At 63.4% G+C, this 15,620-nt stretch carries 14 protein-coding genes; 5 read left to right on the top strand and 9 right to left on the bottom strand.

The window, feature by feature from the left end:
• Nucleotides 1–40: 40 nt before the first annotated feature.
• From soxA to IVA79_RS18395, 7 genes are read right to left on the bottom strand one after another with little or no spacing between them, the layout of a single operon-like run.
• Nucleotides 41–820, bottom strand: a complete 780-nt coding sequence (soxA, locus tag IVA79_RS18425) for a sulfur oxidation c-type cytochrome SoxA (protein ID WP_247555170.1) — start codon at nt 818–820, stop codon at nt 41–43.
• Nucleotides 817–1,134, bottom strand: a complete 318-nt coding sequence (gene soxZ / locus IVA79_RS18420) for a thiosulfate oxidation carrier complex protein SoxZ (protein ID WP_247555169.1) — start codon at nt 1,132–1,134, stop codon at nt 817–819. The genes soxA and soxZ overlap by 4 nt, the downstream gene beginning before the upstream one ends.
• Nucleotides 1,134–1,601 (bottom strand): SoxY-related AACIE arm protein, encoded by a 468-nt coding sequence (locus tag IVA79_RS18415; RefSeq protein ID WP_247555167.1) that lies wholly within the window; start codon nt 1,599–1,601, stop codon nt 1,134–1,136. The genes soxZ and IVA79_RS18415 overlap by 1 nt, the downstream gene beginning before the upstream one ends.
• Before the next feature lie 8 nt (nt 1,602–1,609).
• Nucleotides 1,610–2,062, bottom strand: a complete 453-nt coding sequence (soxX, locus tag IVA79_RS18410; protein WP_247555165.1) for a sulfur oxidation c-type cytochrome SoxX — start codon at nt 2,060–2,062, stop codon at nt 1,610–1,612.
• Entirely contained in the window at nt 2,055–3,326 is a 1,272-nt protein-coding gene (locus tag IVA79_RS18405; RefSeq protein ID WP_247555163.1) for an NAD(P)/FAD-dependent oxidoreductase, read from the bottom strand. Before IVA79_RS18405 ends, soxX begins: the two co-directional genes overlap by 8 nt.
• Nucleotides 3,327–3,380: 54 nt before the next feature.
• The gene (locus tag IVA79_RS18400; RefSeq protein ID WP_247555160.1) at nt 3,381–5,564 is read right to left on the bottom strand and encodes a molybdopterin cofactor-binding domain-containing protein; all 2,184 of its coding nucleotides are present in this window, start codon (nt 5,562–5,564) and stop codon (nt 3,381–3,383) included.
• An 11-nt stretch (nt 5,565–5,575) separates the two neighbouring features.
• A complete protein-coding gene (locus IVA79_RS18395; protein ID WP_247555158.1) occupies nt 5,576–6,025 on the bottom strand; it encodes a (2Fe-2S)-binding protein in 450 nt (149 codons plus the stop codon).
• 261 nt (nt 6,026–6,286) lie between these two features.
• On the opposite strand from IVA79_RS18395, the gene IVA79_RS18390 reads away from it, so the two are divergent.
• A complete protein-coding gene (locus IVA79_RS18390) occupies nt 6,287–7,888 on the top strand; it encodes a B12-binding domain-containing radical SAM protein (protein ID WP_247555156.1) in 1,602 nt (533 codons plus the stop codon).
• A 15-nt stretch (nt 7,889–7,903) separates the two neighbouring features.
• On the opposite strand, the gene IVA79_RS18385 is transcribed toward IVA79_RS18390, so the two are convergent.
• Nucleotides 7,904–9,292 (bottom strand): MFS transporter, encoded by a 1,389-nt coding sequence (locus IVA79_RS18385; protein WP_247555154.1) that lies wholly within the window; start codon nt 9,290–9,292, stop codon nt 7,904–7,906.
• 1,132 nt (nt 9,293–10,424) lie between these two features.
• On the opposite strand from IVA79_RS18385, the gene IVA79_RS18380 reads away from it, so the two are divergent.
• The 4 genes from IVA79_RS18380 to IVA79_RS18365 all read left to right on the top strand — a co-directional run bounded on the left by IVA79_RS18380 (nt 10,425) and on the right by IVA79_RS18365 (nt 14,429).
• Nucleotides 10,425–12,059 (top strand): hypothetical protein, encoded by a 1,635-nt coding sequence (locus tag IVA79_RS18380; protein ID WP_247555152.1) that lies wholly within the window; start codon nt 10,425–10,427, stop codon nt 12,057–12,059.
• 61 nt (nt 12,060–12,120) lie between these two features.
• Nucleotides 12,121–13,161: a TAXI family TRAP transporter solute-binding subunit gene (locus IVA79_RS18375; RefSeq protein WP_247555150.1), complete on the top strand. Its 1,041-nt coding sequence runs from the start codon at nt 12,121–12,123 to the stop codon at nt 13,159–13,161.
• Nucleotides 13,158–13,787: a hypothetical protein gene (locus IVA79_RS18370; protein ID WP_247555149.1), complete on the top strand. Its 630-nt coding sequence runs from the start codon at nt 13,158–13,160 to the stop codon at nt 13,785–13,787. The genes IVA79_RS18375 and IVA79_RS18370 overlap by 4 nt, the downstream gene beginning before the upstream one ends.
• Before the next feature lie 24 nt (nt 13,788–13,811).
• A complete protein-coding gene (locus tag IVA79_RS18365) occupies nt 13,812–14,429 on the top strand; it encodes a hypothetical protein (protein WP_247555147.1) in 618 nt (205 codons plus the stop codon).
• 196 nt (nt 14,430–14,625) lie between these two features.
• On the opposite strand, the gene IVA79_RS18360 is transcribed toward IVA79_RS18365, so the two are convergent.
• On the bottom strand, nt 14,626–15,438 hold the full coding sequence (locus IVA79_RS18360) for a Crp/Fnr family transcriptional regulator (RefSeq protein WP_247555145.1): 813 nt from the start codon (nt 15,436–15,438) through the stop codon (nt 14,626–14,628).
• Nucleotides 15,439–15,620 lie beyond the last annotated feature (182 nt).

The following is a 15,620-nucleotide window of genomic DNA, read 5'->3' as shown; positions in this document are numbered from 1 at the left end:
ACTAGCGGCCGTACCGCGCCTGCCTAGTCCTAATCTGCCATCACGGACGTACCGCGGGCGTCTCCATCGACAGGCCATGTGCCCGCGACATCAGATAGAGCTCGAGCGCGACCAGCTCGGGCGAGCCGTAATCATAGGCCTGGGCGCGCACGCCGCTCATGCAGCTGCGTAAGCGCCGCTCCAGCGATCCCAGCGTCTGCCACTCCAGCCGGTAGAGCGGATAGCCGGTCGGCTGTCCTTGCGTGATCGGCGCGCCCGCGAGGCGCTTGTCGAAATTGTCGTCGTGGCAATTGGTGCAGGCGAGGTTGAGCTGCCCCTCGCGCTGCATGAAGAGGTCGCGGCCCTGGTCCACGAAGGGCTTTGCCTGCGGATCGTCGCCAGCGGTGATCGCGACACCGCGCGATTGGTGGGCGACGAAGGCGGAGAGCGCCAGCAGGTCGCGGCTCTCGTAAGGCAGCGGCGTTGCCTGCTGATGATTGGCCCGGCAGAGATTGATGCGCTGGTCGAGCGTGACCGGGCGCGCCAGCGCCTTGTCGATGGCGGGATAGCGCGCCGCGACGCCCTTCATGCTGCTGCGCGCATCGCCATGGCAATCCGCGCAGGCCTTCTCCGCGCTGCCGGTTTTTTTGCCCCACAGCTGTTCGCCATCGAGCACGAACAGCATGCCCGGATTGGCCGTGTCGTCATCCTGCATGGCGCGCGTCTCTAGCCCCATGAACGAATAGCCGGACCGACGCGCATCGGGCGGGATTTCACCGGCGAGCAGGGCAGGGGCCGCGGCGAACAATGCCGCCGCAGCTATCGCACGCCAAACGCTCATTCGACCATGATCGATGTCGATGCGGTGGACGAATAGCCGTTGTCGCCAATCCATTCGAATTCGAACTTGCCGCTCTCCCTGGCGACCGTGAAGAATGACAAATATGGATTGGCCGCGATCGCCGGAAACAGATCGGCACGAAAGACCTCGGCGCCGTTGTAGCGGCAAATGAAGCTCGTGATGATGTCGCGCGGCACCAGCTTGCCGTCCGCGGTGTGGCGGAAGCCGGTTTCCATGATGTGCGAGGTCAGCGTCCGGATCTCGATGACGTCGCCTCGTTTGGCCTTTGCCGGAACATTGATCAGCGCGGGCATCAGTTCATCTCCTCGGTGCAGGCGGCCAGCGTCACGACGACGTCTGCGGCAACCTGCCAGAACGTGTCGTCGGAGAGGCGGGCGATCGCGACGACCTTCTGGGTGTCGGCGAGACGGATCCGCGTCGAGACTTGGGCCCGGCCGGAGGCGGGGCCGAAATAGAAATTGCCGATGTTCGGCTGCGGGTTCTTCTCGTTGAAGACGTGGATGCTCTTGACGTGGTCGTCCGCGGTCATGGGGCTTGCGACGCTGACCGTCATCGGCACGGTGTTGCCGTTTTCGACCAGCGGCGGAATGTCGAGCTTGACCTTGCCGGTGCGCAATTGCGCTTCGCCGACGACGCTGCGGATCGCGCTGGTGAGCATCGCGGGCGTCGCCTCCAGCGGACGCAGCGTCACGACCGGGATCGTGCCGGCGACCGTCACGCCGCCGGCGAGGCTTAGGAATTGTCGTCGCGTGGTTGGCATGAGCAGTCCTAGTCCCGAAGCGTTGCAAGATAAGCCACGATGTCCTCGATCTCCGCGGCCGACAAGATCGGCTTGCCGGCGAAACTGCGCCCGACGCGCACAAGGCCGTCATTGCGGTAGTAGGACGGCATGATGGTCTCTGGATTGAACTGCGAGGCATCGACCAGTCGAAGCCGCAACTGGCTCACTGTCCATCGGTTCCCGGCGCCCGCGAGGTCGGGCGCGAGATCGCCCTGGAACCGCGTCTCCGGAAACGGTCCGGAATGGCAGAGGATGCAGGTCGTCGTGCGCGCGAGCACGAGCGCATGTCCGCGCGCGGCGTCGCCGGGCGAGCCGGTGAGCGAGGTTGGAATGCCATCGCCGACGATGGTGTAGGGCGCGAGGTCGTCCGCACGCGCAACGCCGGCGAAGGCAAGGCTGGCGGCGATCAGCGCTGCGATATGGACGGATGCTCTAGCCAAAGGTGTCCGCCGTGATGGTTTCAAACCAGCGCTCCGTCTCCGCGGCCTCGCGTGCCCGCAGTTCGCGCGGTGCATCGACCGGGCTGGTCGCACCGCCCTCGACCTCGGCGAAGATGTCGCCCTTTGGCTGGTAGTTGCCGGCCAGTGAAAAACCGTAACCGGGGGCGACGGTGTTGTAGCAGACGCCCGTGAGCCGTGGTGCCGCCGGCGCTCGGCCCGCGAGCAATGCGACGATCGCGGCGGCGCAGGCCTTGCCTTGCCCGCTTGCGGCCGACGCCGATTTGGGAATGCCACCGCCGAGGCAGGCATCGCCGACGACGTGGACGTTCGGGACGAGCTTCGATTCAAAGGACACGGGATCGATCGGGCACCAGCCGGTCGCGTCCGTAGCGCCCGCGATCTCGGCAATGCGTCCCGCACGCTGCGGCGGGATGACATTGGCGACGTCGGGCGTGTAATTGCCGAACTCGGTGACAATGGTCATGGTCGCCGGATCGACCGAGGTCACGCGGCCGCCTTGCGACAGCGCGATGCGCTCGATCATGTCGCCATAGAGCTCCTTCCAGGCCGTCTCGAACAGCCGTTGCTGGGAGAAGCTGTCCTTGGCATCGAGGATCAGAACCTTCGAGCGTGGCTTGTTCGTCTTCAGGTAGTGCGCGATCAGGCTGGCGCGCTCATAAGGCGCAGGCGGGCAGCGCGAGGGATTGGCCGGGATTGCAATGGCGACCGTGCCGCCTTCCGCCATCGCCTCCAATTGCCTGCGCAGCAGAAGGGTCTGGGCGCCGGCTTTCCAGGCGTGCGGCATCTTTTCGGTCGCCGCGGCGTCGTAGCCGGGCAAGGCTTCGATTTGGAAGTCGATGCCGGGCGAGACCACGAGACGGTCGTAGCCAAACGCGGTGCCATCGGCCGTCGTCACGCTGCGCTTTTGCGTGTCGATGGCCGTGGCGGCCTGAGCGACGATGGTAATGCCTTCGGCGGCAAGCTTGTCATAGCCGAACTGCTGCGCCTCCATCTGCCGCAGGCCCGCGATCACCGCGTTGCTGAGCGGGCAGGAGATGAAGGTCTTGTTCGGCTCGATCAACGTGACCTGCAATCTTGCATCGGCGCGCTTGAGCGCCCGCGCGCAGGCGGCGCCGCCGAAGCCGCCGCCGATCACGACGATGCGACCCGCCGATTGCGCGCGCAGGATCGAAGGTACGATGAGCGATGTGGCCGCGACGGTGATGCCGAGGACGGCATTCCGCCGTGTCACCGGCACATTCATGAGTCCAGTCCGGAAAATTGCTGCGGCTGCATTTGTGGCAGCCGCAGCGCTCTGTTAGGCGAAGGTGATGTTCTGGTCGCGCAGCGGCACCGAGCGGATGCGCTTGCCGGTCGCGGCGAAGTACGCATTGAGCACCGCCGGCGCGGCGACGCCGATGGTCGGCTCGCCAACACCGCCCCAGAACCCGCCGCTCGGCACCATCACCGTCTCCACCTTCGGCATCTCGTTGATGCGCATCGAGTTGTAGGTGTCGAAGTTGGTTTGCTCGATCTTGCCGTCCTTGACGGTGCAGCCGCCATAGAACAGCGCGGAGAGGCCATAGACGAAGGAGCCCGCGACCTGCCGCTCCACCTGCGCCGGATTGACGACGTAGCCGGGATCCGTGGAGGCGACGATGCGATGCACCTTGATCTTGCTGCCGTCGGTCACCGAGATCTCGGCGGCGCCGGCGACATAGCTGCCATAGCCCATGACCTGCGCGATGCCGCGATAGATGCCCTGTGGCGCCGGCGTGGTCCAGCCGATCTTCTCGGCGACTGCATTGAGCACCGCCAGATGCTTGGGGTGATTGCCCATCAGCTTGCGGCGGAATTCGAGCGGGTCCTGGCCTGCGGCCTGGGCCAGCTCGTCCATGAAGCATTCCATGTAGATGGCGTTGTGATTGACGTTGACGCCGCGCCAGAAGCCGGGCGGAACGTGCGGGTTGCGCATCGCATGCTCGACCAGCAGGTTCGGCACCGAATAGCCGAACGCGGCCTCGCCGGATTGGGCGACACCCTGGAACGCCGCCGGATCCATGCCGTTCTGCAGCGCTTCGGGGCGAAGCGAGAACAGGATCGATTGCCCGGACAGACGGTAATGCAACGCGACCAGATTGTTGTTGGCGTCGAACGCGCCGGTCATCTTGCACTGGGTGATCGGGTGATACCGGCCGTGCGCCATGTCCTCTTCGCGTGACCACAACAGCTTGACCGGTGTGCCCGGCATCTCTTTGGCAATCAGGACCGCTTGACGGACATAGTCGGTCTGTCCGCGTCGGCCGAAGCCGCCCCCTAGCATCACCTTGTGCACGTCACACTTCTCGGGCGGCAGGCCGGACGCCTCCAGCACCGCTGCAAACGCCGCCTCTCCATTCTGCGTGCCGCACCAGACCTCGCATTTGTCTGCCGTGTAGAGCGCGGTGGCGTTCATCGGCTCCATGGTGGCGTGGTTCTGATATGGATAGCTGTAGACGGCTTCGACTTTCTTGGCCGCGCCGGCAATCGCCGCCTTGGCATCGCCGTTCTTGTTGCCGACATAGGCCGGCTGCTTGTCGTCGAGGCCCTCGGCCAGCCATTTCGCGATCGACTCGCTGGAAACCTTGGCGTTGTCGCCTTCGTCCCAGACGATCGGCAGCGCCTCCAGCGCGGTCTTGGCGTGCCACCAAGTGTCGGCAACCACCGCCACCGCGGTATCGCCGATCTTGACGACCTTCTTGACGCCTTTCATGCCGGCGATCTTGGCTTCATCCAAACTCTTCAGCTTGCCGCCGAACACCGGGCAATCCTTGATCGCAGCGTTCAGCATGCCCGGCAGCTTGACGTCGGCGCCGTAGATCATGGCGCCGGTGGTCTTGTCGACGGTGTCGAGCCGCTTCACGCCCTTGCCGATCAGCTGCCAGTCCTTCGGATCCTTCAGCTTGACGTCGGCCGGCGGCGTCAGCTTCGCCGCAGCCTCTGCGACCTTGCCGTAGGTCGTGGTCTTGCCCGACGGCGTATGGGTGATGACGCTGTTGGCCGCCGTACATTCGGAGGCCGGCACTTTCCATCCGTCGGCGGCGGCCTGGATCAGCATCACGCGCGCAGTGGCGCCGCCCTTGCGGACATAGTCCTGCGAGGAGCGGATGCCGCGGCTGCCGCCGGTCGAAAAATCGCCCCAGACACGCTTGCGCGCGACGCTCTGGCCGGGTGTCGGATATTCGGTCGTGACCTTGGTCCAGTCGCATTCGAGCTCCTCGGCGACGAGCTGGGCGAGGCCGGTGAGCGAGCCCTGGCCCATCTCGGAGCGGGCGATGCGGATCACGACGGTGTCGTCGGGCCTGACCACGACCCAGGCTCCGATCTCGGGCGAGCCGTCGGCGGCGCGGACCACGGTGGGGCCAAAGGGGAGATCGAGGCCGATTGCGAGGCCGGCGCCGAGCGTGGCCGTGCCGATGACGAAGGCGCGGCGGTTGAGCCGCGGCGAAACATGTTTATTCATGGGGGATTTCCTTACGCGCTTGCGATCGTGTGGATCGCTTCGCGCACCTGCTGGAAGGTGCCGCAGCGGCAGATGTTGGTGATGGCCTCGTCGATATCGGCGTCGGTCGGCTTCGGCTTCTCGCTGAGCAGCGCCGCAACCGCCATGATCATGCCACTCTGGCAATAGCCGCATTGCGGGACGTCCTGGGCGACCCAGGCTTCCTGCACCTTGTGCAGGGTATCGCCCGAGCCGAGCCCTTCGATCGTGGTGATCTTCTTGCCCGCGGCCTCGCTGACCGAAACGCCGCAGGAGCGCATCGCCACGCCGTCGACGTGAACGGTGCAGGCGCCGCATTGTGCAATGCCGCAGCCATATTTTGTACCGGTCAGACCGGCATTCTCGCGAATCGCCCAGAGCAGCGGCGTATCCGGCTCGACGTCGAGGGTGAGGTTTTTTCCGTTGATTGTTAGATTTGCCATCGCAAGTCCCCTGATTGGCCCAATCCACCGATTGAACTCAGGGGCGCACTGTGTCCGGCAAACTGGAACCGTTCAAATCAACAGTCCGAGGGTTGGCCGGCGAAGATTGTCGCGGGGTGGGAGGATTTTGGCTCCGGCCGGTTGTCGTGGACGCCGCGATGCGGCTTGGTGCGACGGTTCCGTCGGGCGACAGTTTGTCCCTTTTGTTGGGTGCAAGATGTGAGCGCTTTGATACACTGGGTCGAAACCAAAAGGAGTTCCATGAACGTGCCGAGTCCCTGCAACGTGCTGATGCTCTATCCGCTGTTCTCGGCAGAGTCGTTCTGGAGCTTCGGGGAATCCTGCAAAGTGATGGGGGTCAAGCGCCCTGCCGCCCCTTTGGGCCTGATCACCGTTGCCGCGATGTTGCCCGAGAGCTGGACGGTTCGGCTGATCGATTGCAATACGGCGTCGTTCAGCGACGACGATCTCGCCTGGGCCGACGTCGTGTTCACCGGCGGCATGATGCCGCAGCAGGCCGACACGCTGCGCCTGATCGAGGTGTGCCGTGACGCGGGCAAGCCGGTGGTCGTCGGCGGTCCCGATCCGACCTCCAGCCCTCACATCTACGAGAGGGCGGACTTCCGGGTGCTCGGCGAGGCCGAGAGCGTCATCGACGAATTCATCGCGGCCTGGGAGCGCGGCGCACGGTCAGGCGTCTTCACCGCGCCGAAATTCCAGGCCGACGTCACCAAGACTCCGGTGCCGCGTTTCGACTTGCTCAAGTTCGAGGACTACCTCTATCTCGGCGTGCAATATTCCCGCGGATGCCCGTTCACCTGCGAGTTCTGCGACATCATCGAGCTTTACGGACGCGTGCCGCGGACCAAGACGGTCGAGCAGATGTTCGTGGAGCTCGAGACGCTCTACAAGATGGGCTATCGTGGTCATCTCGACTTTGTCGACGACAATTTCATCGGCAACAAGAAATCGCTGCGGCAGTTCCTGCCCAAGCTCGCCGAATGGCAGCGCGCCCACGGCTATCCGTTCGAATTATCGACCGAGGCCTCGGTCAATCTGGCCGATGATCCCGAGTTATTGGAGTTGATGGGGCAGGCGAATTTCTTCGCCATCTTCGTCGGCATCGAGAGTCCGGACCCGGCGACGCTGGTCGCGATGCGCAAGAAGCAGAACACGCGGCGCAACATTGCCGAGAGCATCCACAAGATCTACGCCGCCGGCATGCTCGTCACCGCCGGTTTCATTGTCGGCTTCGACAACGAGAAGGCCTCGATGGCGGAGGCCATGATCGATTTCATCGAGGAGGCGGCGATTCCGGTCGCCATGGTTGGCCTGCTCTATGCCTTGCCGAACACGCAGCTCACGCGCCGCCTGGAGCGCGAAGGCCGGCTCCACGCGGGCCACGATGTGGCGCCGACGATCGGCGCCGATCAGTGCACGGCCGGGATCAACTTCGATCCGGTGCGCCCGCTGCGCGACATCCTGATGGACTACAAGCGGGTGCTGGAGCACGTCTACAGCCCGGTTGCCTATGCAAGACGCGTCGATCGCCTGATGACGCTGCTCGACCGGTCCAGGCAGCGCCACGAGCTCGCCGAAGGCGATATCCGCGCCAGGCTCGGGGCGATGGAGACGGTGCACAAGGTGGTCACCGCCCTTCCCGAGGCGCGCGGGCCGCTGTGGCAGACTTTCATGAACTGCGCCAAGCGCGACACGACATCCGCGCGCATTGCTGTGCAGATGCTCGCCGCCTATGCCCATCTCGGACCGTTCTCGCGCAAGGTCATCGCTGCCATCGATGAGCGCCTGGCGGCGCTGGACAACGAAACCACGCCGGCGACTGTGGATGTGACGGCGGCTTGAGGCCTGGCTCGAGAGTTACTTCACGGCCAGCCGCAAAAAGCTCATCACGCTGCCGAATGCGGCAAAGCCGGCGCCGAGGGCCAACGCCGATGTCGCGCCGTCGTGACCGGCGAGCGCGAAGCAGAGAGCGGCGAGCGCAGCTCCCGTGGTCTGTCCGGTCAGCCGCGCGGTCGCGACGATGCCGGAGGCGCTGCCGCTGCGATGCGGCGGCGCGCTTGACATCACCGCCTTCATGTTCGGGGCCTGGAAGAAGCCGAACCCCATGCCGCAGATCACCATCCGCCAGATGATGTCGGCAATGGCGGGGTTGGCCGGAAGCGTTGCGAGCAGCGCCATGCCGAGGCCGAGCAGAACGAGGCCGATGCCGCCGAGCAGGCCGACCGCGTGGCGGTCGGACAGGCGCCCCGCGATCGGCGCCATGATGCCGACCACCAGCGGCCACGGTGTCATGAAGAAGCCGGTCTCGACTTGCGAGCGGCCGAGCACGTCCTCGAAATAGAACGGCAGCGAGACGAAGGCGAGGCCCTGCACCGCGAACGAGCAAACGGCGGTTGCCGCCGACAGCGCGAATATCGGCCGTCCGAACAGGTCGATCGGCAGCATCGGTGCGGGATGATCGGCGTGGCGGCGCGTCAGGATGAAGCCGAGCGCGAGCGCGGTCACCAGCTCGATGCCCACGATCACCGGCGACAGATTGTGTGCCGCGCTGCCGATGCCCGTAATGAACAGGCCGAGGCAGGCCGACGCCAGAATCGCGCCGAGGAAATCGAAGCCGTGATCGGCGCGCGGCGTCTTCGGCAGCATCGCAAAGCCGATGCCGATCGCGATGAGGCCGAAGGGAATGTTGACGGCGAATAGCCACGGCCACGGGCCGATCGCCAGGATCGCCGATGCGACCGAGGGTCCGAAGGTGAACGCGGTCGCAACCACCAGAGCGTTGTGGCCGAAGCCGCGGCCCTGCATCCTTCCGGGATAGACGAAACGCACCAGTGCCGTGTTGACGCTCATGATGCCGCTGGCCCCCAGGCCCTGCAGCGTGCGCGCCACCAGCAGGCTCTCCAGCGACCACGCCAATGCGCAGAACAGCGAGGCGATGGTGAACAGGATCAGGCCGCCGAGATAGATGCGCTGGTGGCCGACGATCTCGCCGAGCGCCCCGAGCGGCAGCAGCGTTGCCACCAGCGCGATCTGGTAGACGTTGACCACCCAGACCGACTGCTCCGGACTGACATGCAGATCCGCGGCAATGGCAGGCAGGGCGATGTTGGCGATCGCGGTGTCGAGCGAGGCCATCGCCAGCGCGGTGAAGATCGCGGCGATCGCCCAGCGCCGCTGAGCGGCTGGCAGGCCATCGGCGACGGGGTGGTCGGGCTCGCGCGCCACGGCAGGTAACGTGATTGTCATTGCGTTGCGCGTTGCTCCGGCGGCGTGGCCATAAGGGACTTTGGCGTCTACTACGTTGGAGCCGCCCACCACAGGCATATGCTTGCATGCTGTGTATGCACGAAGGCTGGGCGATGATGCCGGCCCCCGGCGTGTGATCGCGACGGTTGCAGGTGGCCTCAAAACAAAAAGTCGAAAACAACCCCATGCACAGTAGAAGGCCCATTGATTGACAAGGGATTTTCAAATCGTGTCGCGACGACATTCGTTACCGCCATGACGTTGACCCGTCGGGCAAAACACTGGCGGGATGTTAACGCGGCGACGATCAGGGAAAAGACGTTCGCGAGCGTGCGACGTCGCCTGTAGATGCGGGGCAGGTATTTGCCCTTGGGAGCGCTGCCCGAGCCACCAGGACAACGATCGTCGTCGAAGCAGGAGACGACAGCCCAGGTCGATTCAGTCTACATCATCACCTCGACGCTGATGATAAACCTGATGTCCCGCATCGTCGCCTATGCGGACGAGCGTCGGTTGCCGCTGATCGGCGGTTGGGGTGCCTGGGCGTCCGGCGGTGGACTGATGTCCTACGGTCCCGACGTCAACGTGATGGTGAGGCGCACGGCAGCCTATGTCGACAGGATCTTGAAGGGAGCGCAGCCGTCAGAGCTGCCGGTCGAGCGGCCGTGGTGGAAAACCGTCACTCGAATACGAGCCCCAACGCCAACCAGGTCGCAAGAGACAAGCAGACGCCAATCCCCAAATAGGGCAATGCAAGGCGCATCGGTCACTCCTCAGCTCCGAGACGCTGCGAAACGCCGTCAGCTTCGCATGTTCGCCGTGCCCCGCCCATATCCCATACGATGTACGGGCTTGGGTTTACCGCGGACGACGCCATGCTCGGCTGCGCAATGAAGGCGATACAACAGGAAGCAAACGGCGCCTGATTTAGCGCCGCATATCGTATCAGGCCGATTTAATTTGACTCCGCATTTGGTTCAAAATATATGATTATTAAACTAATTTAATTATTTAATTGCCAGTCAGGCAACCTGCCAAGTCATTTCGATCTAAGGATTTTTCTTCAATGCCGAACTGCGAAACAGGCGGAGCAGTCGCGCCGCTCTAGCCGTTATCTAACGAGGCGTGATCGATGCGCCGACCGATTGATACTGCACCCAGGGACGGAGAAGACATCTGGGTGGAAGATGCGACCGGGGCTGTCGATGTCGCCCGCTGGTCGCCTCAAGCAGGCAAATGGGTCTCCAGAGACGGCGCTGCAGTCAACGCCGAGCCGACCCATTGGTATCCCGAAACTGAGGACATTGACCCAGAGGGCGAACCATTGGGCAAGCCGTTCGCAGCGGCTGTCATTTTGCTTCCCGCCATCCTGATTGGAGCGGCCTTGCTGGGTGTGTTCGACACTTTCGGCGCACGAACGATTCCGGAAATGACGCCAATCGGCGGCGAGAACGCCCTCAGCCTCGACCAACGGCCGGAAATAGGGGCGGGGTCGCAAGCACTCCTGCAGCGAGAAGCTAAGGGAGCCCTGACGTACGCGGTGCCGGTAGGCATGGTGCAACCCGAGCCATGGCCCGATCGAGATGCTTTGCAAAGTAATGCGCGCGCCAGTGAACTGGACGGGGCGCGCAGGGAACTTGAGGAGGCGGTCCAGCACGCGGACGCGGCAAAAATTGCGGCGGACGAGTTGCGTCAGTCGCTGCAACAGGAGCAGGCGCGCAGCGCTGCGCTCGCGAACGAAGTTGCCGAATTCCGCCGCGAGATCGACGTCCGTGACGCAGGATCGCGGAAGGCGGAGGATTTGGCCGCGCAGCAGAAAGAGGCGGCGCAGCGGGAGATCGCAGAACTAGAGCAGTCTCTGCAGCGTGAGCGGGAAAATAGCGCCGTCCGCGCAAGGCAGTTGAACGCCGCACAGACAGCAGCGGCAAGTGCTGAGCAGGAACGCCACGAGGCGCAGTCGCGCGCCGCCGCGCTCGCGAGCGAACTCGCCGGAATGCCCCGCCGTTTGCTTGTGGCGGAAGCTGCGACCGCGGAGCAAAGCCAGGCAGCGGGGCTGAAGATTGCGGAACTGCGGCAGTCCCTGGCGCAGGAGCAGGAAAAGAATGCCGTTCTCATGACGGAGGCCAAAGCAGCGCAGGCCGCAGTTGCCAATGCCGATCAACAGCGCCGCGCACTCGAAGAGGCTCAGGCGCACGCCGCTGCGCTGGAGAGCGAACTTGCCGAAATGCGCCGTGAGATCGAAACCCGCAACATGCAATTGCGGGAGGCTGAAAATGCGGCCTCGCAGCAGAGACAGGCAGCGAAACGAGAGATCAGTGAACTGCGGCAGTCGCTGCAACAGGAGCTGAGCAAGACCGAGGCCAGGGAGAGAGAGCTTGCATCAGGGGGGCGGTCCACCGATGCGCGCGTCCTCGCCGAGCAAGTGAATGACGCCCCGGCCTTGCCGGCGACGCGGAGCGTGGAAGTGGCGGAGCCGCCGACCGCCGCAATCCGGAACGAGGCGGAAGCCCGTTTGATCCCGCGTGCCAGGGCGCTGCTCGATCAGGGAAATATTGGTGGAGCACGCATTGTACTCGAGCTCGCAGCCGAGAAAGACATTGCGCAGGCAAGCTTCATGCTCGCCGAGACCTACGATCCGGCGGTTCTTTCCGCCTGGGGCACTTACGGAACGCGCGGGGAAGCGGCCAAGGCGCGAGAACTCTACGCGAAGGCACACAGGGGCGGTATTCGCGAAGCGAAGGAACGGCTGGATGCGTTGCGACCCTGAGAATGAGCTTCTGCAGTCTGAGGGACGAAAGCTTGCGGTGGCTGAGCCGGAAGGGAACGACATGAACAAGGCGCCAAAGTCACGCTCGTTGCCCCTGCTCACTTGGTTGGTGCCGGTCGCGATGATGCTTCAAACGACCTGCCTGGAAGCGCAAACGGCGAGAAATGCCAAGGCCGATGCACAGATCGTCCGACCGCTCCCGAAAGAGAACGAAAAAGACCGGATGAACGCCTGGACGGTCGGGCTCGCCGGGGGCCTGCTCGAGGGCGCGCCGATCCGCCTTGCCGCAGAAATGGCTCGCGTCGTCGACGACGGAGCAGACCTGCATCTCCTGCCGATCGTCACCCGGGGGGCGACCGACAATCTGAATGCGCTGCTCTATTTGCGCGGCGTCGATACTGCCATCATCAATTCCGATGCGCTCGAGGAGTATAAGATTCAGGCACCGCAGATCCGAAGCCGCATCACCTATCTGCTCAATCTCTTCCCATCCGAGCTGCACATTTTTGTGCGGCCAGAAATCACAAGCCTGCAGGATCTTGTCGGCAAGAGGGTGAACTTCAACACTCTGGGCACCGCGGCCGCCTATTCAGGCCCACTGATCTTCAGCCGTCTGGGGATCGATGTCGATAAGACATTCATTCCGCATCAAGTTGCCCTGGAACAGATGCGTAAAGGCGAAATGTCGGCCGTGGTTTTCATCACGTCGAAACCCGTCGACGCCTTCGTAAAGGGCCGCTGGGAGGCTGGATTCAAATTTCTCCCGATCCGTTATGACAAGACGTTCGAGGACTATTATCTGCCCGCGACCTTGGACGCGAATGAGTATCCTAATCTGATCAAGCAAGGTGAGCGGGTCTCGACCATTGCGGTCCCGACAGCGCTTGTCGCTTTCAACTGGCCGCTACGCTCCAATCGCTACCAACGCGTGGCTCGCCTTGTCGAGTACCTGTTCTCGCGCATCGACCGCCTGCAGGCACCAGGCTACGATCCGAAATGGCAGTCGATCAATCTTGCAGCAACCGTCCCGGGTCTCACCCGCTTCCAAGCCGCGCAGGAATGGCTGGATCGCAAAGCGCGCAGCGTGCAGGCGAGGCCATGAAGACTGCCGCTCCTCCGCTCGCTATCGCCTTCAACGTCGCCTGCGGTATCGCCTACGCGCAAAGCACGCGCGATCCCTTGGAAACACTCAGGGCTTGTTCGGCGATGGAGGGACAAGCCCGGCTGGAATGTCTGCAAGACTTATCGCGCAAGATTCCACCGTCCGGTCGGGGGAGCCGGGATGCTGGCTGGATCGTCAGCGAGACGACTTCGCCAGTCGATTATCTGCCGGTCGTCACCGCCACCGCCACGTCTGTCGGCAGCTCGGGTGGCGCCGCGATGCAACTCGCAATCCACTGCCGCAGAGGCCGCACGGAAGTCATAGTCGCCGGACCGGCGCTGTCACGCAGCGCCAACGAATACGTCATCTCCTTTCGGCTGAATGCGGATACGCCAATGCAACTCGCAGCAGCGTCGCCGTCGTTCGGCTCCGGCGTCGCTTTCGGGGGCGACGTCGTGAAGTTGTTAAGCTCACTACCCGACGACGGTCACATCGTTGTGGGCCTTTCCAACCGCACTGGCCCGGTGCAAGACGGACAATTCCTGCTCAGCGGATTCGAAAACGTGCGCAAGAAAATGGCAGCTGCATGCAAATGGCCACATGCCGTCGCCAGACCGGGTAGGTGATGGTCAGGGAATGGGAGACACGAGATGATCGATCCGAGATTGGCGATGGCAGTCATCAGCGGCTTGGCGATGCTGCTTCTGGTCGGACCAAGCGCGCAGGCGCAGCAGGACAACCAGTGGATCCCGCAGGCGCACGAGAAGAGCCAAGCGAGCAACCCGAAGCATCCGGGTGCACAGAAGCAGGCGAGCAAGCCGCGGCAGAATCACGCAATCAGGCAGGATCCTCCGAACAACACGAAGATGGCTCAGGCTACAAAAAACGAGAGCGCGAAAAAGCCGCACCGGCTGGTGCTGCAGGTTAATTCCAACGAACCTGCGATGATGAACCTCACGCTCAACAATGCGAGCAACGTCGCGCAATACTATCGCGATCTTGGTGAACAAGTGTCGATCGAGGTCGTCACCTTTGGTCCCGGCCTTCACATGCTGCGCGATGACACCTCGCCGGTCAAGCCGCGCATCGAGGTGCTCGCGATGAGCCATCCCGAAATCTCCTTCAAGGCTTGCGGCAACACCCAGGACAACATGCGCAAGGCGGAGAACAAGGATATCAACCTGATCCCGCAGGCGACGGTCGTCAAATCCGGTGTCGTCCGCGTCATGGAGCTGCAGGAACAGGGCTGGAGCTACGTCAAACCGTAAGGTCCGCGTGCCAAATTGGGCACCGCATGCGTTCGCGGGCCGGGGGATTCAGGCGTCCGCCCCTAGAACTGATACCTTCTCAGCCCCATCCGCCGGGATCACCGTGCGGTTCGGGAAAATGACAGCCTGCGTCGCCCGATTGGAGCAGCGGATGGGAATCCGCGACCTAAATCGCGATTGTAGGCTCTGCTCCCTATTATTTTCCGGCCCGCGAAGCGCATCTGGAGTCACCGTCCGCTCCCTCCGAGGCGCCGATGACGCTTTGCCGGAATGGCCGGTCGGCGGGCTGCGGTGCCGACAATTCCTGGCAATACATCCGGTCGATGTTGTGCTGCATGAGCGCATAACAATCGCATGCGACCCTCTCGAGCCGTGCCCGATCGATCTCTATAAACCCGCGCCGGTCGGACGGGACGGCGCCGGCCTCGCGTAGCTTGCTCATCGTCAGCGTCACTGTCGTTCGCCGCACCCCAAGCAGTTGCGCAAGCGCCTCCTGCGTCACCGGCAGGAGGTCGTCGGGAACGCGGTCGTGAAGCTGCAGGAGCCAGCGCGCCATGCGGCCATCCACCCGGTGCAGCGCGTTGCAAGCGGCTACGTGCTGGAGCTGCAATAACACGGCGCGGGCGTGGACCTGCACGACATTCCTGATGGCTGTACTTTGCGCATAGGCAGCCCTGAATTTGGCGGCGGAAATCATCGACGCCGTGCCGGCCATGCGAGCAATCGCGGTCACGGATGAAAGCGCCGGGCCGAGCACGGAAAACGAGGCCAAAGCGCCTTCCCGTCCCATCAGGGTGGTTGCGACCGATTGCCCGTCCGGCATATCGAGCATGAAGGCGATTGCGCCGCTATGAGGAAAATAAACCGGGTCGAGCTCATCGCCCGATCGCACCAGGACGGCATCGGTTTCGAACGAGACTTTCTGGAAATACGGCGTGAGCAAGCCGAGATCCGCAGGCGGTAACGCCGCCAGTAGCCGATTGCCGATTCCCGTGCGGTGGACGGTCATGATGCTTTCTCGTGAACGTGCACCCGACGAACGAGGATATCCATTTATTTCATTCACCATGATTATCCGAAATGCGAATTGCCCGAACGAAACTATCCAAACAGAGGCATCAGTCGAGATCAAGCGCGGAGAACTGCGGAGAGCTTGCCCCTATTCTCGCAAAGCAGGCTGTTGCATACATC

It is taken from the genome of Bradyrhizobium sp. 138 (genome assembly GCF_023074075.1).
GTDB lineage: Bacteria > Pseudomonadota > Alphaproteobacteria > Rhizobiales > Xanthobacteraceae > Bradyrhizobium.
The sequence above is the reverse complement of the archived record's forward strand: the minus strand, read 5'-3'. Positions and strand labels throughout refer to the sequence as shown.